At 58.5% G+C, this 26,918-nt stretch carries 17 protein-coding genes and 1 riboswitch; of the genes, 5 read left to right on the forward strand and 12 right to left on the reverse strand.

Annotated elements, in window-relative coordinates:
* Positions 1-443 precede the first annotated feature (443 nt).
* Positions 444-1,787, forward strand: a complete 1,344-nt coding sequence (locus tag H9I52_RS01790; RefSeq protein ID WP_222940391.1) for an acetylxylan esterase — start codon at positions 444-446, stop codon at positions 1,785-1,787.
* 50 nt (positions 1,788-1,837) lie between these two features.
* Here H9I52_RS01790 and H9I52_RS01795 read toward each other — a convergent pair whose 3' ends face one another.
* Entirely contained in the window at positions 1,838-2,266 is a 429-nt protein-coding gene (locus H9I52_RS01795; protein WP_410403008.1) for a DUF4386 family protein, read from the reverse strand.
* A 911-nt stretch (positions 2,267-3,177) separates the two neighbouring features.
* On the opposite strand from H9I52_RS01795, the gene H9I52_RS01800 reads away from it, so the two are divergent.
* From H9I52_RS01800 to H9I52_RS01815, 4 genes are all read left to right on the forward strand, one after another.
* Complete coding sequence (locus H9I52_RS01800) at positions 3,178-5,052, forward strand: hypothetical protein (protein ID WP_187452398.1); 1,875 nt, start codon at positions 3,178-3,180, stop codon at positions 5,050-5,052.
* 73 nt (positions 5,053-5,125) lie between these two features.
* Positions 5,126-6,037, forward strand: a complete 912-nt coding sequence (locus tag H9I52_RS01805) for a helix-turn-helix domain-containing protein (RefSeq protein WP_187452399.1) — start codon at positions 5,126-5,128, stop codon at positions 6,035-6,037.
* Between the two features lie 108 nt (positions 6,038-6,145).
* Positions 6,146-7,030, forward strand: a complete 885-nt coding sequence (locus H9I52_RS01810; RefSeq protein WP_187452400.1) for an SDR family oxidoreductase — start codon at positions 6,146-6,148, stop codon at positions 7,028-7,030.
* Positions 7,031-7,429: 399 nt separating this feature from the next.
* Entirely contained in the window at positions 7,430-9,556 is a 2,127-nt protein-coding gene (locus H9I52_RS01815) for a glycoside hydrolase family 97 protein (protein ID WP_187452401.1), read from the forward strand.
* A gap of 192 nt (positions 9,557-9,748) precedes the next feature.
* Here the strand turns inward: H9I52_RS01815 and H9I52_RS01820 are convergent, their stop codons facing one another.
* From H9I52_RS01820 to H9I52_RS01870, 11 genes are all read right to left on the reverse strand, one after another.
* Entirely contained in the window at positions 9,749-11,107 is a 1,359-nt protein-coding gene (locus tag H9I52_RS01820) for a hypothetical protein (protein ID WP_187452402.1), read from the reverse strand.
* Between the two features lie 83 nt (positions 11,108-11,190).
* Positions 11,191-13,836 (reverse strand): M14 family zinc carboxypeptidase, encoded by a 2,646-nt coding sequence (locus H9I52_RS01825; RefSeq protein WP_187452403.1) that lies wholly within the window; start codon positions 13,834-13,836, stop codon positions 11,191-11,193.
* Positions 13,837-13,893: 57 nt separating this feature from the next.
* Positions 13,894-15,249 (reverse strand): RagB/SusD family nutrient uptake outer membrane protein, encoded by a 1,356-nt coding sequence (locus H9I52_RS01830; RefSeq protein ID WP_187452404.1) that lies wholly within the window; start codon positions 15,247-15,249, stop codon positions 13,894-13,896.
* Positions 15,250-15,262: 13 nt separating this feature from the next.
* Positions 15,263-18,289 (reverse strand): SusC/RagA family TonB-linked outer membrane protein, encoded by a 3,027-nt coding sequence (locus H9I52_RS01835; RefSeq protein ID WP_187452405.1) that lies wholly within the window; start codon positions 18,287-18,289, stop codon positions 15,263-15,265.
* Positions 18,290-18,861: 572 nt separating this feature from the next.
* Positions 18,862-18,953, reverse strand: a riboswitch (SAM riboswitch).
* Between the two features lie 265 nt (positions 18,954-19,218).
* The gene (locus H9I52_RS01840) at positions 19,219-21,375 is read right to left on the reverse strand and encodes a S9 family peptidase (RefSeq protein WP_187452406.1); all 2,157 of its coding nucleotides are present in this window, start codon (positions 21,373-21,375) and stop codon (positions 19,219-19,221) included.
* A gap of 214 nt (positions 21,376-21,589) precedes the next feature.
* Complete coding sequence (locus H9I52_RS01845) at positions 21,590-22,294, reverse strand: VIT1/CCC1 transporter family protein (protein WP_187452407.1); 705 nt, start codon at positions 22,292-22,294, stop codon at positions 21,590-21,592.
* Between the two features lie 79 nt (positions 22,295-22,373).
* A complete protein-coding gene (locus H9I52_RS01850) occupies positions 22,374-23,660 on the reverse strand; it encodes a DUF3570 domain-containing protein (RefSeq protein ID WP_187452408.1) in 1,287 nt (428 codons plus the stop codon).
* Positions 23,661-23,681: 21 nt separating this feature from the next.
* Positions 23,682-23,930 (reverse strand): DUF4266 domain-containing protein, encoded by a 249-nt coding sequence (locus H9I52_RS01855; RefSeq protein ID WP_187452409.1) that lies wholly within the window; start codon positions 23,928-23,930, stop codon positions 23,682-23,684.
* The gene (locus H9I52_RS01860) at positions 23,927-25,012 is read right to left on the reverse strand and encodes an FAD:protein FMN transferase (protein ID WP_187452410.1); all 1,086 of its coding nucleotides are present in this window, start codon (positions 25,010-25,012) and stop codon (positions 23,927-23,929) included. The genes H9I52_RS01855 and H9I52_RS01860 overlap by 4 nt, the downstream gene beginning before the upstream one ends.
* A gap of 5 nt (positions 25,013-25,017) precedes the next feature.
* Positions 25,018-25,476 (reverse strand): thioredoxin family protein, encoded by a 459-nt coding sequence (locus tag H9I52_RS01865; protein ID WP_187452411.1) that lies wholly within the window; start codon positions 25,474-25,476, stop codon positions 25,018-25,020.
* A gap of 217 nt (positions 25,477-25,693) precedes the next feature.
* Positions 25,694-26,707 carry a LacI family DNA-binding transcriptional regulator gene (locus H9I52_RS01870; protein ID WP_187452412.1) on the reverse strand — a complete coding sequence of 338 codons (1,014 nt, stop codon included), beginning with the start codon at positions 26,705-26,707 and terminating at the stop codon, positions 25,694-25,696.
* Positions 26,708-26,918: the final 211 nt, after the last annotated feature.

Consider the following 26,918-nt stretch of genomic DNA (forward strand, 5'->3'; position numbering starts at 1 on the left):
CGTAGCAGCAAAGTGTGACTGGAAGACTTGGACTTAACCTTATTCATTCAACCGCTTCACAAATTATGAGATTGGTTGTAAGAATCCCTTGACGAGACGTACACTACTCCATCAGCAGGGAGTAGCGCTTTCATTTTCAGAAAGGATACTTCAGGTCCGATAAGACCAGCGTATCGGGCCCTTTCGGGCTACCAAAACGGCAAGCTGTCGCATAAAATCCTTCCTGTTTTGAGACAGATTCGGATAACCAACGAGTGGACTAACCGCCTAATCGGGGATAAGCTCGCGGGCCCGGACAAAATGGTGCTGGATGCCTACACGGCGCCTTTCGGCGGGCAATATGCATTGGGTCCATCCGGACTGCTGGGGCCTGTCCGAATTATAGCCGTCGAGAAAGCCGAGAGCCTTGGCAGTAAACCTCACTCTTTAACCATGCAAACCAAATGAAGCCTGTTTCCCACTTCTCTGTTGCCCTGGGTTGTATTGCCATCAGCTTGTTACCCAATGCCTTGCAGGCTCAGGCCCAGACGCCAGCCCCGGCACCTGCCCCCGTAGCGAAGCCGGCGCGCGTGGTGGCCGGCATTCCGGTAAACTATAGCGAAGATTCTGTTGGCACCTACACGCTGCCCGACCCGTTGGCGTTGAGCAATGGAAAAAAAGTGACCGATGCCACCACCTGGGGCAAGCAGCGGCGGCCGGAAATCCGGACGTGGTTTGAGCAGAACGTGTACGGCCGAGCCCCCGGCAAGCCGCGCAACCTACGTTTTGAGGTGTTCGACAAAGGCACGCCCGCCCTCAATGGGAAAGCCACGCGCAAGCAGGTAACAGTGTATTTTTCCGAGCGCAACGACGGGCCGAAGATGGACTTGCTGGTGTACCTGCCCGCGAATGCCACCAAGCCGGTGCCGTTGCTGCTCAACGTCAACTTCATGCCCAATTCCTCGCTCATCGATGACCCCGGTGTGCGGCCCGGGCAGCTCTGGAACAAGGAAAAGCAAAAGGTACCTGCGCCCGCTTACAATCCCAGCGGCCCCATGAAGCTCACCGTAGAGCCGTTCCTCGACAAAGGCATTGCCGTCGCCTCGGTGTATTACGGCGACATCGAGCCCGACTTTGATGGTGGCGTCAAATACGGCGTGCGCAGCCTGTACCTCAAGGCCGGCCAAGAGAAATTTGCGCCCGACGAGTGGGGCGCCGTGGCCGCCTGGAGTTGGGGCCTGAGCCGGGCGCTGGACTATTTCGAAACGGATAAAGCTGTGGATAGCAAGCGCGTAGCCCTGCTCGGCGCCTCGCGGCTGGGCAAAACCGTACTCTGGACCGGCGCCAACGACCCTCGATTCGCCTTGGTCATTGCCAGCGTGTCGGGAGAAGGCGGCGCAGCCTTGGCCCGGCGCAACTACGGCGAAACCATCGCCCACTTGGTGGCACCTACTCGGTATCCGTACCAGTTCTGCCAGAATTACCAGCGGCTCGCCAATCGTACCGACGCACCCATGGACTCGCATATGCTGGTAGCCTTGGTCGCGCCGCGGCCCTTGCTGCTGCAAACCGGCAGCACCGATTACTGGAGCGACCCCAAAGGGGAGTTTTTGTCCGCAGTGGCTGCTACGCCGGTGTACAATTTACTGGGTCGGCAGGGCGTACTGGCCGGGCCGATGCCGGCACCGGGCCAATTGGTTGGACAAACACTTAGCTACTACATGCACGAGGGCGGTCACGGCATTATTCCCTCTGATTATCAGGCGTTTGCAGAGTTTTTGCGGGTAAATCTCTTGCAAAGCAGGTAGGAAGCTATGCTGCGGTCGGGTTTGGTTCGTATTCGGTTGCTAGGTGAATATTAGGGCCCGCTTGCCGACCCGACGGGTGGAGGCAGGTGTTCGTCGAACCCTTTGACCAACAGCCAGATCGCCACCGCGATTTGGATGGGGAGCAACGGCATCGCCAGCGTGCCGATGGCGCGCTGCCCCAGCAACATCATAAGGGTGACGCCACTGAATTGGAGGACGACGCCCAGCAGGCCGATTCCAGCCAACACCCGCGGTACCAGGCGAAAGCGCAACAGCGAACCATAAAACACAAACAGCCAAGCTCCAATTGCCACCAACTGCGTGGTATGGGCCGCTCGCCGGGCAGCCGCGACAACTACCCCAACCACTTGGTAGCGCTCAGCCTCGGCGGCCCCAGCGGCCACAAACGCCTGGCTAACGGCCAGCATGGACAGGGTGTGTGCTGCCTGCCCAGATCCAGGGTGGCGCTGCCGGCACACACGACCACGAACCCGATCGCTGCCGCTTGGCTATGGCGCCGCCAGATTGGAAACGCCGTGATTCCCAACAACACAGTTAATGTGGCGCCGACAAATGAAAGCAACACCGCCGCGCGAATCGTTGCCGCATGCGCTGCGCCCGCCGTCAGGAACGCTAGCGAGCCCCCAACGAGGGATTGGGTTAAGATAAAGGGCAGTGTGAGCGCGGCAGCTAACTGCAACAACAAAAGCAAACCTACTCGCCGGCCAATAGCAAAGGCCGACCCAAGGGATGAGAGACCTGTGAAGTGCATAGGAAGAAGGTCGGAGCAGATGGTAGAAGGTAGTGGGGTGCGGACGGAGGCGCGTGGCTAATTACCTGGGCAGCCAGCAGCTCGGTAGCGAGAGGGGCCGGAGTCGGATGCGGCAGGCATCGAAGGAAGGTGTCGCAACTTGCTGATTCCTTTTTAGTTAGCTCTCGCTTAGGGCCAAAAGTGTGCTCAATGCAGTGAGTCAGAGCTAATATGACCTTTACAACGGCCAACGGCCCGACGGGCAGCGCGAACAACTCCCGGTTGCGCTCCCATCTAACCCGCCGTAGTACGCATCGCGTATTAATATCTAGCATTTATATATGTCTGATTATGAGAAGTTTATGAATCTGCAAGAAATCGCTCAGCAACGGGAAAACCGCTCTATCTAATTGTCTTTGGAGGGCACAGGTCAGCGGGGGAATTCAGCCGGAGCACGGGAGTGACCCTTGGTGCTGTACCCATCCGCACAGCATCAGATCCATAACGCGGTAGCGGCAGCCATTTCGCCCACCGCCAGATAGGTAGTAGGCAGCAAGATGCTTCACATTCAGGCTGGCGAAAAAGGGGGTTCGTTTGCAGAATAATGCGTTTCTTGGCCTTTCACCCAAACGACTATCTATGCAGATTTCCTGGGCCGCGGCCCGGCGGTGGCAGCCGACTCCGGTGCGGTTGCTGGGCGCGGCGCTGCTGCTGCAGGCGGTTTTAGTGTGGCGGGCTTTTGGGGCCTTGCTGCGCGAACCCGGCCAGCACCTGCTGATGAGCACCTACGACGGGGCCAAGAACTACTTCACCTTTCAGGCCTACGTGCAGCAGCCCTGGGCCAACGGCCTGCGCTGGTTCGGCCAGATGAACTACCCCTACGGGGACTACCTCTTCTACACCGATAACACCCCGCTGCTGGCCGTGCCCGTCCGGCTCTGGTCGCACTACGTCTTCATCCTCGCGCCTCATGCCCTGGACGTTTACCACGCCCTGCTGCTGGCGGGGTTTTTCTTCAGTACGGCCTTGCTGACGCTGATTTTGCATCGGTTGCTGCGGCACTGGGGGCTGGTGCTGCTTTTTGCCGTGCTGCTGCCTTGGCTCAACCCGCAAACCAGTCGCCTGCTGGTCGGCCACTTCAACCTAGCCTACAGCGGCGTTGTGCTGCTGGCCATCTGGGGTCTGCTAGGCCTCTACGACCGAGTCGAGGCGGGGCGCCCGGTGGGCCGGTGGGTTGCTTGGCTGGTAGGGGCCTTTGCCTTGACTGGGCTGGTGCACCTCTACTACCTGCTCATCCTGGCCCTGACCACGGCCGGCTTCTTCGCTGTTTGGCTGCTGCGTAGCCCGCGGGCGCGTACCGCTAGAGTGGGAGCAGTGCTCACGCTGGCGCCTGTGGCCCTGTGCTACGCGGTGGTGCGCCTCACGGACGGCTACTACTCGCTGCGGCGCGAGGCCACGGGATTTAATTACGGCCCTTGGCGGTTGCAGTTCTCGGCTTTGTTTCGGGCCTACGATTACCAGCGGGTGCATTTCTTAGTGGAACCCCGCGACCCACCCCCCTACGAATCGGCGGCGTACTTGGGGGCGTTTGCCTTATTTGGCCTCACTTTGGCGGTGGCCGTTTGGGCGCTCCGGCCGCAGGCAGTACGTGCGTTCCGGGCCGCGTGGCGGACTACCCCGGAGCGGCAGTTTCTGGGGCTGTGGTTGGGCGCTTCTCTTTTGGGGCTGGCGGTGGCGCTGGGCACCGAGTACGACGTAGCCGACGGCCAATACAAGGTCTACAACTACTTCAGCGTCTTCTTTTACCTCCAGAAGCTGACCGGCGCCGTGGCCCATTTCCGCACAGTGGGCCGATTTAGCTGGCCGTTTTTCTGGGCCGTGAACCTGCTTGTGCTCGCCGGCCTCGACTATTGGCTGCGCGTCAGCCGCTGGCCGTGGCGCTGGGCCGTGGCCATTGGCTTGGTTGCCCTGGCTTTGCTCGACACCTATGATACCGTGAAGCACAACCGCGAGGGCTTGTTGCCCAACGTGCTCACCGATCCTGCCCAATTTCCCGAGCTGGCGCCTTTGCTGCAAGGCCTTCGGCCCGAGCAGTACCAAGCCCTGTTGCCGGTGCCCTTCTTCCACGTGGGCAGCGAGGACTTGCCTTTGACTGTGGACGACGACAACCCCCATTCATTGCATGCCTACCAACTGGCCCTGCGCACCAATCTGCCGCTGATGGCCAGCAAGATGTCGCGCACGCCCCCGGCCCACGTGCAAGCACTGCGTACCCTGTTTGATGCTGATGGGCCTGCTCCCGAGCTGCGCACCCGGCTGCGGGCGGCGGGCAAACCCATTTTGGTGCTGTTTGACCAGAGCTACTACGACGGCACCAACCCGCTGAGTGCCCAGCAAAGCAACCCCCAGGCGCGAGCGCTTATCGAAGCGGGCGGATCCTTTCCTGCCCGCCAGCACCTCACGTTGCTGGCCACGTCGGGCAAGTTGCGTCTCTACCGCTGGGACGTGCCATAAGGGGGAGCAGCTTTTTCTTGATAGTGCGTAGAAAGCAAAGGAGTTTTATCTTTGATTTCTACAATCGTAAGCCATGAAATCTGACTCGCTCGAAGAACTCTACACCAAATTCCCGCCTGGGACGTCGCCAGCCGTTGACCGGCAGCGGGAAGTCGGGCATTTCAACGTGTTCAACGTGGCAGACCTTATGCTCAGCTACCGCAGCCGGCCGCCGATGACGTTTGACCGGCGGGCTTTCTACAAAATCAGCCTGATTCGCGGGCGCAGCCGGATTGAGTACGCCGACCAAGGAGTAGAGGTAAACCACAACGCCCTGTGGTTTGCCACGCACCGCGTGCCTTATCGCTGGTTGCCACACGACTTGGCGCAGAACGGCTACTTCTGCGTTTTTACTGAAGAATTCCTGCTGCCTGCCAAAAGCGGTATGGTGCCGAGCGAGCTACCCGTTTTCCAACCGGGTGGGGTCCCGGTGCTGATCATAACGGATGAAGAATACGCGGCGCTTGAAGTCATCTTCCGGAAGATGGAACAAGAAATTGCCTCCGATTACTTGCACAAGTACGACCTGCTGCGCGCCTATTTGGTGGAGTTGATTCACCACGGGCAGAAACTCCAGCCGACTACTGCCTTGGCGCCTACCCCCAATGCGTCGGCCCGGCTGGTTGGCCTATTTACCGACCTGCTGGAACGGCAGTTTCCTCTGGAAACTCCGCATCAGCAACTGCGCTTGCGTACCGCCACGGACTTCGCCTCGCATTTGGCCGTGCACGTCAATCACCTCAACCGGGTACTGAAGGAAACGACCGGCCACACCACTACTGCATTGATTAGCAACCGGGTAGCGCAGGAGTCTAAGATGCTGTTGAAGCAAACCAACTGGACGGTTTCTGAAATTGCCGACAGCTTGGGCTTTGCCGACGTAGCGCATTTCTGCCATTTCTTCAAACGGCAGACGGGTTTAGTCCCGAGCGCCTTCCGCGGGTAAGGTGGTTGTTTGAATTATACAGTAAATGGTTTGGCCCGCGCAACTACGTTGCTGCCGCGCCGCTGGACCTTTGCTGAGTATTAATTCACCGTCTAACCACACTGCCACATGCGAGTCTTCGTCACCGGCGCTTCGGGCTTCATCGGCTCGGCTATTGTTCAGGAATTACGCGGCGCGGGCCACCAGGTGCTCGGCTTGGCCCGTTCCGAGGCCTCCGCTCAGGCTCTCACGGCCGCGGGCGCCGAAGTTCATCGAGGCACCCTCGAGGATGTAGACAGCCTGCGGCGCGGCGCCGCGGCCGCAGATGGGGTCATCCACGCGGCCTTCATCCACGACTTCTCACAGTATGTGGCCGCCGGCGAAACCGACCGGCTAGCCATTGAAGCGCTTGGCGAAGCACTGTCCGGCTCAGACCGTCCCTTGGTCGTCACTGCGGGGCTGGCTGGGTTTGCCCTAGGCCGCCCCGCCATCGAAGAAGACACCCCCACCGTTGGGCCTCGTATGTCGGAGCAGACAGCCCTGAAACTGGCGGCGCAGGGCGTGCGCGCATCTGTGGTGCGCTTGGCGGCCTCAGTCCACGACGACGGCGGCTACGGCTTTGTGCCGACGCTCATCCGCATTGCCCGCGAGAAAGGTGTGGCCGCATACCTGGGCGAAGGTCTCAATCGGTGGCCGGCGGTCCATCGGCTCGATGCTGCTCACCTGTTCCAGTTGGTGCTGGAACAAGGGGCAGCGGGCGCCTGCTACCACGGGGCAGCCGACGAGGGCGTGCCGCTGCGCGACATCGCAGCCGTCATCGGCCGGCACTTGGATGTGCCAGTAGTGTCCAAATCACCCGAAGAAACGGCCGACCATTTTGGCTGGATGGCGCGCTTTGTGGGAATGGATGCGCCGGCCTCCAGCGCGCTTACGCAGCAGCGGCTAGGCTGGCACCCAAGCCATCGCTCGCTGCTGGCCGACCTTGAGCATGGGCGCTACTTCGAGAGCGTATGACCACGCCGCTAATAATCGCAGCAGCCTGCTTTCCCGGTGCTGGTAAAGGCGATTTCTGCCCTTGATAGGGCTATAGTGGGCCCACCCGGAAGTGCCTTTCCAGCACCGCTACTGGGGCGTATTCGTCGCTTATGCGCTATATTTTTGAACTTACGGCCCGGCTTGGTACAGCCGGGCCTTTTTGCGTTAGGGCCCCGCAAGCCACTAAGAGGATGCTAGAACAGAAAATCACAGCCAGTCGTTAATTTATAAACATTTGATAATCAATTACTTATCTAATAGAATAGAAAGCCGGCAATGATTTTTCTCCCACTTCCAAGCCGCGCAGCCATCAACTAGCTTTTTCAACCCTGACCACGCGCGCTCTCCCCACATACAGTCCCCTTCAACCTTTTCCGTATGCTGTTTTTACCCCCGGCTCGCAAAGCCCTTCTGTTGCTCTACCTGTGCGCGCTGAGCGTGTTGGCGCAGGCGCAAGAAGTCAAATCGCCCAATGCCCAACTTACGCTTCGGTTTGCGCTGCAAAACGGCGGTGTGCCAACCTACCGCCTGACGTACAAGGGCCGCGACGTAATTAAGCCCAGTAAGCTAGGCTTCGAATTGAAAAATGCCCCCGCGCTTACCAGCGGTTTTGCGGTGGCGGACTCCAAGCAGCGCAGCTTCGACGAAAGCTGGCAGCCGGTGTGGGGCGAGGTCAAAACCATCCGCAACCACTACAACGAACTGGCCGTGACCTTGACGCAGGCGGCCACCAACCGCACTGTGCTCGTGCGCTTCCGCGTGTTCGACGACGGCTTGGGGTTCCGCTACGAATTTCCGCGGCAGAAAGCCCTCGACTACTTCGTGGTGAAGGAAGAGCAGACGCAGTTTGCTTTGGCCGGCGACCACAAAGCCTTCTGGCTGCCCGGCGACTACGACACGCAGGAATACAGTACCGTCACGTCGAAGCTCTCGGAAGTGCGCGGCAAAATGAAAGCGGCCGTCACGCCCAATGCTTCGCAAACGACGTTCTCGGACACGGGCGTGCAAACGCCGCTCATGCTCAAAAGCCAGGACGGCCTCTACATCAACCTGCACGAAGCGGCCCTGATCGATTACTCCACCATGTCGTTGGAGCTTGACGACAAGAACTTCGTGCTGACTTCGCACCTGACGCCCGACGCCCTAGGCGACAAAGGCTATTTGCAAACGCCCTGCCTTTCGCCGTGGCGCACGGTGGTGGTCAGCGACAAAGCCGCCGACATTCTTGAGTCGCACCTGATTCTGAACCTGAACGAACCCACTAAGTACAAGGACGTTTCGTGGATTAAGCCGGTGAAATACGTGGGCGTGTGGTGGGAGATGATCACGGGCAAAAGCACTTGGTCGTATACCAACCTGGAGAACATCAAGCTCGACTCGCTGGACTATTCCAAAACCAAGCCCAACGGCACGCACGGCGCCAACACGGCCCACGTTAAGGAGTACATCGACTTCGCTGCCAAACACCACTTCGACGCCGTGCTGGTAGAAGGCTGGAATACGGGCTGGGAAGACTGGTTTGGCAAGAGCAAGGATTACGTCTTCGACTTCGTGACGCCCTATCCGGATTTCGACGTGCAGGAGCTGCACCGCTATGCGGCCAGTAAAGGCGTGAAAATCATCATGCACCACGAAACTTCCGGCTCGGTGCGCAACTACGAGCGCCACATGGATGCCGCTTATAAGTTCATGGTCGACAACGGCTACAACGCCGTGAAAAGCGGCTACGTGGGGCCCATTATTCCGCGCGGCGAGCACCACTACGGGCAGTGGCTCAACAACCATTACCTCTACGCCATCACCAAAGCGGCCGAGTACAAAATCATGGTCAATGCCCACGAGGCCGTGCGTCCCACGGGCTTGGCGCGTACTTACCCCAACCTGATCGGCAACGAAGCGGCTCGCGGCACCGAGTACGAGGCCTTTGGCGGCAGCAACCCCGACCACACCACCATCCTGCCTTTTACGCGCCTGATGGGCGGCCCAATGGACTACACGCCCGGCATTTTTCAGACGCAAATCAGCGCCATCAACCCCCAGAACACGTCGTTTGTACACAGCACGTTGGCCCGGCAACTGGCCCTGTACGTGACCATGTACAGCCCTTTGCAAATGGCGGCTGACCTGCCCGAAAACTACAATAAGCACCTCGACGCTTTCCAATTCATCGAAGACGTGGCCGTGGACTGGGACGACACGCACGTGCTGGAAGCCGAGCCCGGCGACTACGTGACCATCGCCCGCAAGGCCAAGGGGAAAAGCAGCTGGTTTATTGGCAGCTCCTGCGACGAGCAGGGCCGCACGTCGAAAATTAACCTGAACTTCCTGGACCCCGGCAAGAAGTACGTGGCCACGATTTATGCCGACGCCAAAAATGCCCACTACGAGAAGAACCCGCAGGCCTACACCATCCGCAAAGTCAACGTGACTAGCAAGTCGAAGTTGACGCAGTATTGCGCGCCGGGCGGCGGTTACGCCATCAGCGTGATGGAAACAACCCGCTAGTACAACCCGTCCGAATTCGTACGCAATTCGTCTGCTACTAAAAGCCCCGTTTCCAGTCTGGAAATGGGGCTTTTGGCTTAGCGTAACGCGCCAAGTTGTTTTTCGATTTGTTAAAGGAATTAAATTATTGATTATCAATATTTTATCATGAATACAAGCACTTGCAAAACTGCGCCAGTAAATTTTGAGAAGCTAAGGGCGCAGTACGTAGTCCAGCGCCGGGTCCTGGCCGGCCAAATAGCTGCTGGCCTGCTGCTGCACCTGGTGGACGGGCTGCAAGGTTTCTACTGCTAAATCGCGGTATAGCCACCGGGCCTCATCGGCCGTTGGGGCCCGGCGCGAGTACCCGTGAAAGCGGTCGGCGTAATGCACAGTCAGGCCCGAGTTAGGCAGCACGAAGTTGCCGCCTTCGGCCCAGAAATCCAGTGTGTCGCCTGCCGGTTCGCCCACAACCTGCGCGTCGGCCAGCTGTCGTAGTTGGGCGGCGTGGTACAAGCCGGCCGAAAATGTGGCTCGCCCAGTCAGCACATACACCCGCACCGCGTGTTGCCGTGCCTGAGCGGCCAACTCCTCGAAGAAGGGCGAGGCTACGTCTAGGTTACCGCCGGTGTTGAAGCGCAGATCTACGATGAGCTTGCCCCCGGCAAGCGCGGGCAACAGAGGCAACACTCGCGCACCCCACGCCTTCACCGATTCGCCGCTGGGCATGTCGCCCGCGCGGTTGTATTGCAGGTAGAGCGCATGTTGCGCTGGCAAAGCCTGGTGCCAGTATCCCTGCTCGGGCCGCCGCAAATACAGCGGCAGCCGCGCGCTGTCGGCCGGCAGCACGCTCTGCCAAGCGGCCCCGCGGCCGGGATGCAAAGGCGAGAGGTCCCACCACGCCTCCAAGGCCTGACGGCTGCGCTGCCCTGACAGAGGCACCAACTGTCGCGCCACGTGCTGCCCGGTGCGCGTGCGCACCACGAGCGGCAAGGTCCCGGCCGTGTCGGTAAGTATTCCTAGTCCTTGCAGGATTTCCGGGCTGGTGAGCGTGTACGTGCTGATGTACGCTTGCCAGGACGCATTGCCTGCATAAAGCGGTGCTACCCGCCGCAGAGCCTGAGCCGCGTTAAGCCCCGCTAGGCGCAAGACTTTAGCGCCGAGCAGATCCGCGTATTCGGCCGTCGTTTTGACGACGTACAGGCCGTCGCGGAACCACCACACCCGGATGGGATAGCGTCGCAGCTCGGTACGGTTGCGCAGCAGATAGAGGCGGGTGTGAGCGTTGCCAGCTCCGGCTACGGCGCGAGCCAGTCCCACCACGCGTTGGGGCTGAGTCTGGTTGACTGCTACAGCTTGCAGGTGCTTTACTTCTTGGCGGAACGCAGTGCGCGCCGCCGGCGTAAAGCTGCGGTCGTGGGCCAGCAGCGAGTCGCAGGCCACCTGCAAATCCTGTTGCCACTGGGTCGGGGAGAGCGGGAGGAGGCGCTGGGCGTTGGCCGGCACGGCTGGCAGCAAGCAACACAACAAACCCGCCAACAGGAGGCCGGGGCACCAGCGGGAAACAACCATGAAGCAGACGTAAGGACCGACACCGTTGCCGACCACCGAAAAGATGCCCTAGCCTGCTTCAGGGTTGCTTCTGATCGCCCGGGCTATTCCTCAGCCGATATGGCCGCGGGGCCTTCTGTCAGGTTCAGCAGTGGGCCCAGCAACAGGGCGTTGGCAAACAAGCGCGAAGTGCCGTGCCAGTAGTGCCGGAAATTGGGGTCGTCGGCGAAAAGAACGACGCGCCCGGCTCCCACTTTGCTGACCACCACGGCCGCTGAGTTGCTGATCTGTTTTAGGTTGGCCTGTGATACATAGCCGCTTACGAGGGGCTTGGCCGCGTATTGCACCACCGTTGCGTAGGGGTTCCGGCTAGGGCGCAGGAAGGTGGTGCCGTTGCGGAACACGTACAGGCGGCGGTTGGTCAAACCGAAGCCAATGGGGTTGGTGATGTCGATATCGGCGGCGTAGATGGAGCCCGCAATGGCACGGGTGCCTTCCTGTTCTTGCTGCACAAAATCGGCGCGGCGCGCGGCAGATTGCTTGCCTTTTGCGGAGGCGGTAGCCGTGGTATCGGCCCAGCCGCTATTGGCCGGAATCAGTAGCTTCTCTTTTACAATGCCTTGTTTAACAGCCCATTCCGAAGCGTTCTTCAAGGTGATGAGCGTGCCGCCTTCCTGCACCCACTGGCGCAGTTTTGCTACGGCGGCTTTGTCCAGTGATGTGTAAACGCCGCCCACCAACACAATGCTGGTATAGCGACCCAGCGGCGCCCGTCCGAAGTTGCCCAACTCAATCCGGCTCATTGGCAGACCGAGCTGCTGACTGGCCACAAACCATGCTTCGCCCACTTCCGAGGCGTTGGTGCCCGTTCCTACTAAAATAGCTGCTTTTGCTTCGGGCACGGCCCGCACGTTGCTGGAACCCAGGTCGATACCGCCTGCGCTGAAGCCAGTGGCCACGCTCGTAAACGTCACCTGATTCTGTCGGCTCACGCGGCTCACAATCTGAAACACCGTGTCAGCAGAGAGTTTTTGGCCGGCTACGGGTATCACCAACGTGCCATAGCCAAAATCGGTGTGCTTTTCTTTGGTGCCTGCGCTAAACGGCTTGAAGCTGACTTTCGCCACGACGCCGGCCCGTTGCAGAGCCGTGAGCGATTTGGCAGCGTTGTAGTCCGACCAGGGTAGCAGGTAAGCGTAGCTGCTCTGTCCGCCTATTACGCTGCCAGTCAACTCTTTAACTTTCTGGACCGGCGCGCCTTGCACCAAGTTGGTATTCTTCTGTTTCGACACGGCCAAGCCGTATGCGTGGGCTTGGCTCCAACCGGTTACGTCGTAGAATACGCTGTCGTGGAATGTGGTTAACTCTTCGAATAAAGAGTTGACGATGCGGTACTGGGGCTGACTGGTGGGCACTACGTAGGCTTTGCCTTTTTCAAACTGCTGCTTGTCGAGCGTAACGTTCTTGCCCAGTTCATGCACCTCGATTTTGTGCTGAAGCAACAGCGACAGGAATTTGTTGGTGAGCGTCTCGTCTTGGGCGTTGCCGAAGACGTAGGCTTTGGTCGGAAACTTGTGGGCGTCGGTGAGCGCCGACGTGAAAAAATCGCGCTGGTGGCGCAGATACAGGTCTTTTTCCTCTACTGCCCCGCGCACAGTTGCCAGGCCCGTGGCTACGTGGTTGCGAATGGTAAAAGGAAATTTCACCACGCCGTTGACGCTTTCCTGCGCCAGGCCGCGCGAGCTGCCGACTTCAAATGTGATGCCCACGCCGCCCTCAAAATCGGGGTATGTCGAGCCGTAAATGGGCGACAGGTTGTCGTACTGTTCCTTGGTCCAATACAACGAACCTAAGTTATCCAGGGCTTTGGCGAAGTACTTGGCCATGTGCACGTTAAGTACTTCGTAAGTAGCCCGCGGAATCAGGTCGTTTTCGGTGCTGAAGGGTTTGGAAGGCTCGAAATAGTAGGTGCCGTTGGTGCCCATTTCGTGAAAGTCGATCATCACGTTGGGATACCATTCGTGGAAGAACGCCATGCGGGCGCGGCTTTCGGGCTGCGTCAGGGGCAGCCAGTCGCGGTTGAGGTCGGTGTAGAAGTGGTTGGTGCGGCCGCCCGGCCACGCCTCAGTGTGCTCACGATCCAGCGGGTCGGTCACGTTGGGCCACGACTTATTCTGGTCAAACCAATGCGAGGCGCGGTCGCGGCCGTCGGGGTTTTCCAGCGGGTCGAGGGTGATAACCGATTGTTCCAGCCACTGCTGGGTTTCGGAGCTGGTGGAGGCCGTGAGGTAATAGGCCAGCAGCAAAGCAGCTTCGGAAGAGCTGCTTTCGTTGCCGTGCACCCCAAAGTTCAGGCTTACCACTACGGGCAACTTACGATAGTCGGGCGCGGCTAATTTCGGGTCGACCAGCGCCCGCCGGGCCTGCTGGATGCCGGCCAGATTCTGCTGGTTTTCGGGCGTGGTGATGGTGGCCACCACCTGTGGGCGTTCCTCAAACGTGTTGCCGATCACCCGCAAACTCACCCGATCCGACACCCGATCCAGCTCGCGTAGGTACGCCACGATTTGGTCGGAACGCGTGTAATGCGAGCCAATGGGGTAGCCTAAAAACTGCTCCGGAGTAGGGATTTTAGCATCGAAGCTGTTGGCCTGAGCCGCGGGGAAGTAGTAGCTGTTTTGCGCGCTAGCCGGTACGGCCAAGCTGAGCCCCAAGGCCAGCAGTGCCGCGGAAAAATATGATTTCAACATGAAAGCTGTTGTTGTAAATTATTGATTATTAGGCACTTGTGTAAAATTCACAAGATGCTAGTAACCAGGGTTTTGCTGCAAATCGGGGTCGGCCACGAGGTCGTTGAAGGGAATCGGGAACAGCCAGCGCTTCTGATCGGTAACGCCGAGCACGGTGCCGGCGCGGCCAGTGCGCACGAGGTCAAACCAGCGATCGGCCTCGAAGGCAAACTCCACCCGGCGCTCGTTTTCAATGGCCAGCAGCAACTGATCGGCAGTGGTAGCGGTGGTTGGGCCAACCCCGGCGCGGCTGCGCACGGCGTTCAGATCGGCAATGGCTTCGGGCAGCTTGCCCAACTTGGCGCGAGCCTCCGAGCGGATCAAATACTGCTCCGCGAGGCGCAACACATAGCTGGGGTCGTCGCGCTGGGCCGAGCGACTGTAGAGGTTGCCATACGTGACGTTGGCACCGGCAATGACCGTGGTAGCCAGCAGCGCGGAGCGGCTGCCGCCCACGGCCGGGTCATTGAGCAAAGCAATGGCCGCTGGCACCGGCTGGAAGTTAAACTGGCCGCCCAAAGCGCTGGGGAACCAGTTGTTCCACATGGTATTGGCGTCGGAGTTGCTGAAGGTCAGCTCGAATACGGATTCCTGGCTCAGAAAAGGTGCCGTCGAGAAGGTGCGGTAAGGCGTTGCTAAGCGGTAGTTGCTAGTGCTGATTACTTGGGTGGCATACGTCTCAGCATCAGCCCATTGCTGGCGGTAAAGGTGCAGCCGCGCCCGCAAGGCGCGAGCGGTAGACTTCACAGCCCGGTTGCGGGTGGTGCCGTCGGGCAGCAGGGTTTCTGCTTGGGTTAGGTCGGCGAGCACCTGGTCGTAGGTTTGGGCAAGGGTACTCCGGCCTACGCCTTTGCCGTTTTCCTTGGTGCGGGTAGGGGTGAGCACCAACGGCACACCGCCCCAGCCGCGGCCGAGGTCGAAGAACACCAGCGCCCGCAGGAAGTAGGCTTCGCCCAGCAGTTGGTTTTTCTCGGCCACAGGCAGCAACGGATCGTTGACGCCCGGCACGCCGGCAATGACATTATTCGCCGCATTAACGGCCTGATACATCTGCGTCCAGGCTTCGGTAATCAGCACATTATCAGCACTTAGCTGGTTCTGATCAATTTGCAGGAATTGATTAAGCGTACCGTTGAAGCGCACATTCTCGCCGGGCAGAAAACCCAGCACGGGCCAGTTGAGCTGGTAATATGCCTGCACCCGGTCGTAGGCCCCGATGGTGGCGGAGCGGGCACTGCCGGCATCCGTAATGGCCTTGTCATCAGGCAGTTGCTGAGCCGGGGTAGGTTCCAGTAAGTCGTTGCAGGCCGTGAAACTCAGGGTAACGGCAGCGGCCTGGAAGGCAAAAAGAAGGCGGTATATCGACTGTCTCATCTTTGTAAAAGGCTTATAATCCGACCGTTACGCCCACCTGGAAAGTGCGGGGCTGGGGCACCGTGGCCCAGTCGATGTTCTTGGTATTGCTCACGCCGCTCTGCGAATTGACTTCCGGGTCGAGGCCCGAATAAGGCGTGATGGTAAAGAGGTTAGCAGCCTGCACGTACACGCGCAGGGAGTTTAGGTGCGCCTTGGCGATTGCATCTTTCGGTACGGTGTAGCCCAGCGTGAGCGTGCGCAGGCGCAGGAAAGAGCCGTCTTCGAGGTAGCGGTCGCTGAGGTTTTGAACCACGCCGCCGTAGTTGTTGCTGGAAGCCACCGTAGTCAGGCGCGGGATGTCGGTGATGTCGCCGGGCTTCTGCCAACGGTCCAGTTGTTCGCGCAGGTACCCAATGTTGCTCTGGGTGCCGCCGTGCACCAGAAAGAAGCGGTTCATGTTCATGATCTTCGCTCCCTGCTCGAAGTTCAGCGTGACGCCAAAGTCGAAACCTTTGTAAGTCAAGGAGTTGCTTACTCCTCCGAAGTACTTGGGCCAAGCATTGCCAACCAGTTTGCGGTCGGCTACCGTGATCTGGCCGTCGCCGTTTACGTCTTCGTACTGCGCATCACCGCTTTCGGGGTTCACGCCGGTTTGGTGATAGAGCCAGAAAGAATACAGCGGCGCGCCCTCTTCCAACCGGAAAATATCGCGCGAGCCCGAGGTGATCGGGGCCGCCAGCTTCTCGATCTTGTTCACGTTGCGAGCCACGTTGAAAGTGGTGCTCCACTGCACAGCCGGCTTCGAAAGCCAAGTTGCAGTGAGCTGAGCTTCAATGCCTTTGTTGCTCACAGCGCCGTAGTTTTCAACTACCGAGGAGAAACCCGTTTTGCGCGGCACGGGCACGTTCAGCAGCAGGCCGGAGGTGTATTTGTCGTAGTAATTCAACTCCAGCGCCAAGCGATTTTGCAGCACGGCTGCGTCTAAGCCCACATTCCATTGCCGTGTTGATTCCCAGCTCAGGTTGGGGTTGGCCAATTGGAGCGGCGCGGTGCCCGGCAGGTCGAGGTAGTTGGCGCCGCCCTGCACCAAGCCCAACGCCGCAAAGTCGCTGATACCGGCTTGGTTACCCGTTTTGCCCACGCTGGCGCGCAGCTTCAACTCCTGAAAAACATTGAGGTCGCGAATGAAGCTTTCTTCGCCCAAACGCCAGCCAAGCCCAACGGCCGGGAAATAGCCCCAGCGCTTGTCGCTGCCGAAGCGCGAAGAAGCGTCGGCCCGCACGCTCAGGTCGGCGGTGTAGCGCTGCTTGAAGCTGTAAGTGGCTTTGCCAAAGAACGATACCAACCCAGCCTGCGAGCGCGACGAAGAGCCCGTTTGCGTGGCCGCGGAAGCAATAGTCGTCAGGTCGTTGCCGGGAAACTGCTGACCGGCCAGGCTCGTGCGCTGGAACGTGTTCTTTTGCAGCGTGTTACCCACCAAAGCTTGCAGTGAGTGGTCTTCGCCAAAGTTGACGTTGTAGTTCAGGGTCTGCTCGTTGAGCAGGGTAATGTCGCGCGAGAGGAAGGATGAAGCCGTGCCGCGGGGCTGCCCGGCCAAGATGAGCGTGTTGTTGAAGTTGTTCTCGTACATGTCGTTGAAGTCGATGCTCCAACTGCTGCGCAGGGTCAGGTTTTTGAGGAAATGATATTCCCCGTACACGTTCGAGATGATGCGTGAGCCCACCGCATCGTTGTTCAGATTGTCGATGAGGGCTTGGTGATTGTCAAACGAGCCGTACTTGGCGTAGGAGCCGTCGGCGTTGTAAATCGGTAGATTCGTCCGCGGAAACAGGGCCGAGTTGATGACGCCCACCGGGTTGTTGTCGTTGCTGCTTACGTTGCGATGCGTGCGGGTCAGGGCGGTGCTGGTGCCGATGCGCAGCTTGTCGGTCACGGTGTTGTCGAGGTTTACGCGCAGGCTGAACCGGTCGAAAGCCGTTGGCTTCGCAATGGACTCCTGACTGAAATAGCCCGCTCCGATGTAGAATTGCGTTTTGTCGGAGCCGCCGGCGGCCGAAAGCTCGTAGCTCTGCGTCTGGGCCGTCCGAAACACATCGCTGAGTCGGTCATACGTCTGCTGCTCTTCCGGCAAGCCACGGCCGCCGGAAGCCACTGAGCGATAGGGTACTTGCGCTGGGTTGCCGCCGTCGTTCAGAAACCGCTCATTTTCCAGCGTTGCCAACTCCGGACCACTCACCAACTTATACTGTTTGGCCGCCTTCGACCAGCCATGGTAAGTGTTGAACGTGATCCGAGTTTTGTCACCGGCCTTGCCGCGCTTGGTGGTGATGAGCACCACGCCGTTGGCCCCGCGCGAGCCGTAAATCGCCGTGGCATTGGCGTCTTTCAGGATCTCGATGTTTTCGATATCCTGCGGATTCAAGTCAGCTAAAGGGTTGGAAGACACTTGGTTGCCGAGGCCGGTAGCAATCAGGTTGGTGTTGTTGATAAACACGCCATCCACCACGTAAAGCGGGTCGTTGCTGGCGTTAACGGAGTTGCTGCCCCGAATCCGGATGAACACGCCGCCGCCCGGCACGCCCGAGTTGGCCGATACCTGCACGCCGGGTGCTTTGCCCTGCAACAATTGGTCGGCGCTGGCGGCCGGAATGTCTTTCAAGGCATCGCCCTTCACCGAACTGATGGCACTGGTCAGGGTCTTGCGGTTTTGCTCGCTGTAGCCCGTCACCACCACTTCGTTGAGCTGCTTGACATCGGCTGTCAGGGCAATGCGCAAGGGGCTCGAAGTCGCCTCAATGGTTTGGCTCTGATAACCTACTGCGCTAATAACGAGGGTGTTGCTGCCCGCTGGCAAAGCCAGCGAAAACTGGCCATTGGGGTCGGTGGAGGCACCCGCTGTGGTGCCTTTTACCACTACCGTCACGCCCGGCAAAGGGCTGCGGTCGGTGACGTCGGTGATGGTGCCGCTTACGGTTTGTGCAGGGGCCGTTTGGGCATACCCCGCGCTGACGAGGCTCACTACAGCCACTGGCACCGTCAGAAAAGTAAAGAATCTCATGTGGAAGAAGGTTACAGATGTGCGCCAAAATGAGCTTGGCTGGTTTCCGGTTTCGCTTTCCCCTTTACCCCATCAATAGCTGTATAACATTCTGATTATCAGATATTTATACTTATTGGTGGGCGTAACTCGTAGCGCATTCACCACTGTTGCGGCGAAGGCTAAAAAGGATGGGTAAGCGGAAGATTGAAGCGCTTCCTTCCCGGCCTCGACTTGTGCACAGTCGGGCGCAGTTGCCTCACGAAACGGAGAGCAGAAACTCTAGTGGGAAGGGGAGAAGCGGTTTGCCAGAAGGATTTCCGGCGCCTACGGTCGCACCCGTCCGGCGGGAGTGCGACATAGGGGGCCAAGACCGAGAAGCGGCCTCAACAGGTGGTACGGACCCAAGGTGCTAGATCAGAGCCGTACGCGAGCAAACAAAAGGAGAAAGGGAACAGCCTGATCCTTAGCAGCTCATGCCCAGAATTGGCATACAGACCACTGGGCGCAGCATAATACAACACCCATGCTGTACAGCAGCGAGGTTGATTTTGATGGCGGGGGAGCTGGCGAAGCTTTTCACGGCATTGTTGTTTTTATATGGTCAGGACTTGGCACCGTTTCGGATGATCCGAGGGTTGTCGGCGTTTCATAGAGCCTGTCTCTCCACGCCTCTGTATAAAAACAATCCTTTGATGGGGAAAGAATTGATGTCCTAAAGGTAGGGACGCGTTTTTCAAAAACGCAAATTTTATTCTGATTTCTCGGTCAGGTAGTATTTATGTGGGATACCCAACAGGCCACAACGCACCTCGTGTGCATTGTGGCCTGCGGCTTTTGTCTGCATACTGTAAGCGCAGCTAATAGGGATATTAGAGAAAACAAAAAACACATATCTTATTGATAATCAATAAGATATGTGTTTTTTGTTTTCTGATTTTTCTGCTGGGCTATGGCTGAATGTATCGGGCGAAAAATTCGTAGGTGCGCAGCATCTGGTCAATGCGCTGGCGGTTGTCGCCCGACCGGGTGAGTTCGTGCGTGCCGCCAGGGTGGCGCACGTATTCCACGGGGCGGTTCAGCACTTTCAGGCTCCGGTAGAGCATTTCACCCTGCACAAAACCGGTGCGGCGGTCGTTTTCGCCGTGAAACATAATGTAGGGCGTGGTGATGTTTTGCACGGTCGTAATGGGCGATTCGCGGACGAGCGTGGCTTTCACGGCGGGCTCCCAGGGGTAGCCGCCAAAGTAATCGGGCACGAGTTGCCAGGCGTTGCCTTCGCCAAAAAACGTGGCCAGATCATAGACGCCCCGCTGCGAGCAAGCGGCCTTAAAGCGGTGGTCGTGGCTGATAATCCAGGCGACGAGGTATCCGCCATACGAGCCGCCCGTGATGGCGAGCTTTTCGGCGTCGGCCCAGCCTTCGGCCACAGTTTTGTCGAGGGCCGTGAGCACGTCGCTGCTCGGGCCAGTGCCCCAATCGTTGACGTTGGCACGCAAAAAGTCCAAGCCGTAGCCGCCCGAGCCGCGCGGGTCGGCATACACTACCCCGTAGCCTTGGCTGCAGAAATACTGAAATTCGTGCCACATGCTGGCCTCACCGGGGCCCCACATCGCTGCGGGGCCACCGTGAATTTCGAGTAGCAACGGGTATTTCTTACTGGCCTGGTAAGCAGTAGGTTTCATCACCCAATAGTCCACGCTCAGGCCTTTGTCGTTGACAAACGTATGCTTTTCGGGGCGCGACAGCTGACGCGTTTGAACCCAGTCGTTGAAGTGGCCAATGCTTTTTACCTTCTTTAACTCGGCGTCGGCGAGGTAAAGACCCGACGGATTGGCGATTTCGGTGCGGGCAAACACCACTTTGTCGCGGGCGACGCCGAAGCTGGTAATGCCGCTATCGTAATCCGAGAGTTTCTCCACTTTTCGGTTGCTGAGCTTCGCCCGATACAGGGGAACGCCGCCGTTGCTTTGGGCCGTGAAATACAGGTACTTATCATCTTGGCTCCAGGCAAGGCCGGCTTTGGCTCGGTCTAGAGGAAGGGTCACAATATCTTTGGATGAGCCAGCCAGCGGCATCACCGCCAGCGTAGCTACAGAAGCGTAGGAAGCGGGGCCAAATTGAAACGCCAGCCATTTGCCCGAGGGCGATACGGTCGCGCTGGTGTATGAAACCCCTTTTTGGCCCAGCAGCAACCGCAACTGAGTGCCGTTGCGATTGGCCAGGAAAATCTGGCTTTCGCGGGAGCGGTCGGGGTTTTGCAGGGAGTCGAGCTGCCCGGTCAGAATCAGGTGCTGGCCGTCGGGCGTAAAGTCAACTTGCTTAAAGTCATAGAATCCGTGCGTAACCGCTACCGGTTTGGCACCGGCCACGGCATCGACAACGAAGAATTGCGTAAATGATTGATCAGCAGATACATCCCTTTCATCCTGAAAATTGAGCTTGGTCAGCACTTTTGCTTTTTTATCGACCACGTCGTTCTCCAGATACGCTCGGATTTCGGCCAAGCTACCGTCGGCGTTGGGCTTGGCCGAAGAGGTAACTAACTGCTCGTTTTTATCGAAGCCCGGTTTTTCAAACGACCATCGGGGCAAGGCTTTGGCTGGGTTCAGCAGCGAATCGCGCAGCAGCGTATTGATCGGAATGGAGGCCGAAAACAGGATCTGCTTGCCATCCGGCGACCATTTCGGACTGGAGGCGCCCAGCGTGTAATGCGTCAGTTGCACGGCTTCGCCGCCTTCACTGGCTAATAAAAACACCTGCGGCTTTTCGTCCACGGTGCGGGTAAAAGCCAGCTGGCGGCCATCGGGGCTCCAGGCCGGCTGGGCCGCGCCTTCCTTGGCATAGGTTAGCTGTCGGACGGTAGCCGTGCCGTCGGTGTTGACCACGTACACTTGGCTGACGTTTTTGTAATCGGATTTTTTGGCGGCGTCGGGTTCCGTGCTCAGCACCGTGAACGCCGCCTTTCGGCCATCTGGAGTGAGCGTAATGCCGCCTACTTGCTGAATTTTGAGCAAATCGGTGACTTTGATCGGCTCCCGGCTAGGCTGGGCAAAACCGGAGTGCGCAAATAACAAACCGCAGAGCAGAAGTAGCTTTTCTTTCATAAGTGCACAAGAGTTTCCGCAAACTCGAACAAAATCCGCTAAGGAACTAGCCTGGCGCCCAAGCCGCTTGTACTGGGCGTGAAGCGCAAGAAACGGGATTGCGCTGCTCAGGCTTTTACAGTGTTGAACTCATGCACATTCTTAAAACAGAAACCCCATTTTCAGCATGAAAACGGGGTTTCTGTAAACGAGCGCCGGATAAAAGCCGGCTTTATCAGGACTGATCGAACTGGCGGGCGACGAAGAAAGCGGCGGCAGCGGCCAACGCGCCGGTACCGGCCATTTTGAAGGCGCCCCACACAGGCGGCTGGCCGGTCATGCGGCTTTTGAAGTACCCGAAAACCAGCAGGCACACCAACGTAATCACGGCCGACCACAGCAACCCCTGCGAGGGGGTATCCGTGACGAAATAGGCGCTGAGCGGAATCAGGCCGCCCACGGCATAGGCAATGCTGATGGTGGCCGCGCTTTTGGGCGCTTGTTTGGGGTCGGGCTTCTCCAGGCCCAGCTCGTACCTCATCATAAACTGCACCCACTGCTCTTCGTTGGCCGTAAGCTCGTGCACGGCAGCGGCGCGCGTAGCGGGCGAGAGGCCCATTTCGGCCAGCAATTCGTCTACTTCGGCTCGCTCGCGGTCGGGTACCTCCAGCACTTCGCGGTGCTCACGCGCAAGCTCCGAAGCGTAGTGCTCAATTTCGGTGCGACCGGCGAGGTAGCCGCCCAGCCCCATCGCAATGGACCCGGCCACGACTTCGGCCAAGCCCGCCGTAATCACCAGCCCCGACGACTGTACTGCCCCGCTTAGTCCCGCCGCCAGTGCAAAAGGTACCGTAAGCCCATCCGACAAGCCAATTACGATATCCTGCAACATGGCCGAACTGGTCAGGTGGTCTTCGTTATGCGGGTGCGCGCCGGACATAGCAGAATGGGTTAAAATGAGTTATTAGGTAAGATATTGATTATTAATTACTTGCAACAAGGCGGCTAGCGTTGTTAGGCTACGGCATGGTAAACGACAAATCAGCACTGATGAGGTTGGCCGTTAGGCCGGTGCTTTGGCGGTAATAGGCGTAGCGCAAATCCAAGGCTTTGAACTTGGCCACCCGCCCGCCAAAGGGCGTTTTGAATCGGCCCAGCCCATACACCGGCGAATAGCGCAGACCCAAGCCCACCTTGTTGGCCGAGAAAGAAGCCAAGTCGTAATCGGAAGTGTAGTAAGTATCTGTAAGTGAGTGCGCTAGATAAGGCGCAAAATACTTGGCCGACGTTTGGGTGTGGTAGCGATAGAAGGGGTAGACCACAAAAAACGGCGTTACTTTCACCGGCGTTTCTAGCTCAAAAGTGTGGGCCTGAATACCAAAATTGTCGTTGTAGAAGCGGTAGAAACCGCGTACCTGCACCAAGTCGGTGGCGTAGTACGTGGCGCGCAGACCCAGCGGGTATTTGTAGCGCTGGCGCGGCAGTAGCTCGGTTTTGGCCGTGCCCAGCGCCCCACCGGTTTCGCGGAAATATACCCGGTGAAACGGCGTGCTTAGCAAGCCGCGTTGGGCTACTAGCTCGGTGCTCACGGCCAGTTGCAGACGCTGGGTTAGTACCTGCGAGTACACCAAGTTCAGGTTGTAGCTCTGGCGCGTGTCGAAACCCGAGCCGTGTTCCTGACCGCGGCCCGCCGGACGCAATTCCGCCGGTAAGATGAGCGTGGCCCGATCGAAGAACGCCTGGCCCGCTACACTTAGCTCGCGGTTGCCGTCGGCAGAGGCGTGTGCCCACGAAGCGGTCAGGTTAAACGACAGGTAATCATACTCTTTCGAAAACCCGCCGCCCAGCCCCACGATGGTTTGCTTGTCGGCCAGCTGGCGCGAGTAGCCCAAATCGACGTGGTAACGCGTATCGCTCGACGAGGGCGACGACAGTACCTGATCAATCCGGTCGGTGGAAGCCGAAGCGTAGTAATCCATACCCACGTTGGCCGATACGCGCGTCACGGAGTCCAGGGGAATGTTCAGGATGATGGTGGGCGTCAGGTCGGTCAGATGCTGGGTGCCGCGGCCCCCTTCCACAGCGCCGTGGTCGCCGTCCTGCTGGTAGTAGCTGGTCAGGATATTGACTTCCGTTTCGCCTTGGTTGGTAGGGTTAGGCGGGTTCGGAACGGTGGTATTGGGCGCGCCGTACCCATCGACCCGGTTTGGGGTCGGGGTGGCCTGCGCCCAGGTGAGGGTAGGGGCCAGCACCAGGAGCAGCGGGGCAGCAAAGCGCAGAAAAGAAGCGCTAAAATTGCGGTTCATATATAATGATCTTAAAATCAATTAGTTGCAACCGCAGCCGCCACCTACCTTGCCTCCGTTGGCTCCGCCAGCGCCTTCGCGGTAGCTCTCGAAGTTGGTTTCGTACACTTCGATGCGCTTGTTGGCCAGCTTCATGTCCTCGTCGTTGAGGTACACCTTCTGGTAAGCCGCCACCGATACACAGCTTGCCAAGCCGCTGCTGCCCGCCAGCGCTAGTACTAGCCCCAAAATCAGGCGAGGCAAAGGATTGGTTTTCAGAATCTTGGTCATGGTTTGGAAGTAGAAGCTGCCTGGGACTTGGGGTTGGAATAGTAGTTGGCAGTCATGCCTTTGGAAGTCAGCGTACGGCCGTCGTTGGTGATAAGTGCGCAATCGATGCCCTGAAGGCGATTAATAAAGGCCAACCCTTCTTCCGGACCTTTTACAAACACCACTTCGTCGAGGCCATCGGCTACTTCTACGTCGGGGCAGATGATGGTCACTGAGCGCAAGCCCGTGGCCGGGTAGCCCGTATGCGGATTGATGATGTGGCCGTAGTATTTGCCCTTTACCGTGAAGTACTGCTCGTAGTTGCCGGCCGTCACCACAGCCATGTCGGTCACGGTAAGCCACGACGAAACCGACTGCGGATAAGCCGGATCGCCGATGGCAATGCGCCACAGCGAGCCATCGCCCTGCCGGCCCCAGCACGATACGTCGCCTGAGCCGTTGATCAGGCCGCCCTGGATGCCCATTTGCTTCATCAGGGCCTGGGCGCGGCGCACCCCGTAGCCTTGCAGAATGCCCGCCAGGTTCATGCGCATGCCTTTTTCCTGAAGCATCACGGAGTGAGCGGCCGGGTTGAGCAGCACTTTCTGGTAGCCAATGCGGCGCACCGAAGCACGCACCACGGCCGAATCGGGGAGGGCGGCGTGCTCCTGCCGGTCGAACTTGTAAATTTTCTCGCCCCCGGCGAAGGTGATGTCAAAAGCGCCGCCGCTCAGCGCCGAGAGCTTTAGCGTGCGGGCAATCAGATCGTACACCTCCTGATCCACAACCACCGGATGCAGGCCCGCAGCGCGGTTAACCTGCGTAATCTGCGACGTAGAATCCCAGTACGAACACAGCCGGTCGATGCGCTGCGCCTCCCGGATGCCCGCCCGAATGGCGCGCCACGCCAGCGAATCGTCGGCCGAAACCGCCGTAAACGTAAAGTGAGAGCCCATTAGGTGGGCACTGCGCGTGAAATTGCGGGCTTTGGGCGCCGTCGGTTGGGCGCGGGCTATAAAGCTGCCAGTCAGCAGAATACTGAGCAGGAACAGCGCCGACGCCTTTTGCCAGAAAGCGTCGAGTAGGGTCAGGGGGTTGCGCACAGGGCTTATTTCTTGGCCAGCAACTGCGTCAGATAAGCGTCGTAGGCGGCGGGGCCGCCGGGGCGGTAGCCGGTCTTGGCCAGCACTTTACCTTCGGGCGACAACAGCACCACCAGCGGAAACGAACCTTCTTTGTTTAGTTGGGCCGCGGCCTGCTCGTTGAGCTTGGTTTGGGTGGCAGGCAGCTTGTTTTTCTTGCTGCGCGGAAAGTCGAAGCGGGCCAGCACAAACTTGTCTTGCGCGTATTGCGCAAACTCAGGCTTATCAAATACTTCCTGCTTGAGCATGATGCAGGGCTTGCACCAGTCAGAACCCGAAAAAACCGCCAGTACCGGTTTGTTGGAAGCTTTTGCTTGTTGCAAAGCCGCATTCAGGTCGGCAGTCCAGGTAACGGTGGGCGACGACTGCGCGGTAGCTCCAAAAGCAATCAGCAGCGCGAAAAGACACAGAGCAAGGAAACGCATGGAGAAGAAAGGTCAGAGTGAAAATTAAAATCAACTTAATTCACAAACTGTGCTACCATACGATAGCAGTTCCATTACGACGTGTTCTTAAGCGTATTTTAAGAATTTCCGGGCTGGGAAAGCCAGAGAATGCTTTTGCGTTGCCTTGTAACTATTTGTGCAACAGATAGTTGCAAGGGGGAGTTAGATGAGATTCTGCCAGTTGCTCTAAGCAGCGTTAGCTGCGGGCCGTCGACTTCCGTTCGATCAGCTCGGAGTTCAGAACCAGGCTTTGCGAAGCGGTTAGGGCTCGGTTTTTATCCAAGGCCGTAAACAGAATGCAGGCGGCTTCGCGGCCCATAGCATAAGCCGGCTGCTTAATAGCCGTGAGCGGCGGATCGAGCAGGGAAGCGATTTCCAGGTTGGAAAACCCGATGATCTTGACGTCCCCGGGGATGCTCAGGTTCAGGGCTTTGCAGGCCTCGTAACTGCTTATGGCCAAGCGCTCTACGGAAGCAAAAATGCCGTCGACCTTTTGCGTTTCGAGCAGCTGCTGAATCAGCGTACGGTTGTGCTCGTTGCTCTGGTGGCCGCTTACAATCAGGTTGGCATCAAACGGAATCGCGTGATCTTCAAGGGCTTGCCGGTAGCCTTGCATGCGCTTCTGCCCGATGGACAGGTGTTCGGAAATCAGCAGGTACGCAATGCGCCGACAGCCGGCCTCCAGCAAGTGCCGGGTGGCTTTGTAGCCGCTCTCAAAATCGTTGGTCGTTACCCTGACCGTGGCCATTTCCTCGCACACCCGGTCGAAGAAAACGATGGGAATGTTCTTGTTTTTGAGCTCCTGCAAGTGTGCAAAATCGGCGCTTTCGCTGGCCACCGACATCAGAATGCCGTCCACGCGCCCGTTGGCCAGATACTGCGCGATGGCGGCCTCGCGGGTGTGGTCTTCGTGGGTGAGGTAAATGAGTACGTGGTAGCCGTTGTGGCGTGCTACTTCCTCTATGCCGTTGATTACCAACGAGAAGAAGCTATTGGCGACCTCCGGAATAACCACGCCGATGGTCTTGCTTTTTTGGCGCCGCAAACTGCTGGCGTGCGGATTGGGCTCGTACCGCAGCTCACGAGCCAGCGCCCTGACGCGCTCTTTGGTATCAACGGCGATTTCATGGCTGTCGCGAAGGGCTTTCGAAACAGCCGAGATGGATAAATTTAATTCTTGGGCAAGCCTTTTCAGGTTAACGCTACTCATGCCCCTAAATTCCGCAAAATTAAGGACAACTCACCTAGGTGCTCATTCTGTCAGCCCACTGCAAAGCAGTGCGTACAGCGTTTGGAGCGCGATTCTGCGCACAGAATCAAGGACATAGTATCCGTCTTTGCAACACGCTAGCTAATAGCCACTTGCTCACATGAGTGTAGGCTTATTCGCCTCCCTTGGTACTGTCGAGATAGGCTGTTTG

Source organism: Hymenobacter sp. BT491 (assembly GCF_014349165.1).
Lineage (GTDB): Bacteria > Bacteroidota > Bacteroidia > Cytophagales > Hymenobacteraceae > Hymenobacter > Hymenobacter jejuensis.

What these genes read in the sequence shown, in the direction of transcription:
- H9I52_RS01790 (WP_222940391.1), top strand. Translation starts at nt 444, where the DNA reads ATGAAGCCTGTTTCCCACTTCTCTGTTGCCCTGGGTTGTATTGCCATC.
- H9I52_RS01800 (WP_187452398.1), top strand. Translation starts at nt 3,178, where the DNA reads ATGCAGATTTCCTGGGCCGCGGCCCGGCGGTGGCAGCCGACTCCGGTG.
- H9I52_RS01805 (WP_187452399.1), top strand. Translation starts at nt 5,126, where the DNA reads ATGAAATCTGACTCGCTCGAAGAACTCTACACCAAATTCCCGCCTGGG.
- H9I52_RS01810 (WP_187452400.1), top strand. Translation starts at nt 6,146, where the DNA reads ATGCGAGTCTTCGTCACCGGCGCTTCGGGCTTCATCGGCTCGGCTATT.
- H9I52_RS01815 (WP_187452401.1), top strand. Translation starts at nt 7,430, where the DNA reads ATGCTGTTTTTACCCCCGGCTCGCAAAGCCCTTCTGTTGCTCTACCTG.
- H9I52_RS01820 (WP_187452402.1), bottom strand. Translation starts at nt 11,107, where the DNA reads ATGGTTGTTTCCCGCTGGTGCCCCGGCCTCCTGTTGGCGGGTTTGTTG.
- H9I52_RS01825 (WP_187452403.1), bottom strand. Translation starts at nt 13,836, where the DNA reads ATGTTGAAATCATATTTTTCCGCGGCACTGCTGGCCTTGGGGCTCAGC.
- H9I52_RS01830 (WP_187452404.1), bottom strand. Translation starts at nt 15,249, where the DNA reads ATGAGACAGTCGATATACCGCCTTCTTTTTGCCTTCCAGGCCGCTGCC.
- H9I52_RS01835 (WP_187452405.1), bottom strand. Translation starts at nt 18,289, where the DNA reads ATGAGATTCTTTACTTTTCTGACGGTGCCAGTGGCTGTAGTGAGCCTC.
- H9I52_RS01840 (WP_187452406.1), bottom strand. Translation starts at nt 21,375, where the DNA reads ATGAAAGAAAAGCTACTTCTGCTCTGCGGTTTGTTATTTGCGCACTCC.
- H9I52_RS01845 (WP_187452407.1), bottom strand. Translation starts at nt 22,294, where the DNA reads ATGTCCGGCGCGCACCCGCATAACGAAGACCACCTGACCAGTTCGGCC.
- H9I52_RS01850 (WP_187452408.1), bottom strand. Translation starts at nt 23,660, where the DNA reads ATGAACCGCAATTTTAGCGCTTCTTTTCTGCGCTTTGCTGCCCCGCTG.
- H9I52_RS01855 (WP_187452409.1), bottom strand. Translation starts at nt 23,930, where the DNA reads ATGACCAAGATTCTGAAAACCAATCCTTTGCCTCGCCTGATTTTGGGG.
- H9I52_RS01865 (WP_187452411.1), bottom strand. Translation starts at nt 25,476, where the DNA reads ATGCGTTTCCTTGCTCTGTGTCTTTTCGCGCTGCTGATTGCTTTTGGA.
- H9I52_RS01870 (WP_187452412.1), bottom strand. Translation starts at nt 26,707, where the DNA reads ATGAGTAGCGTTAACCTGAAAAGGCTTGCCCAAGAATTAAATTTATCC.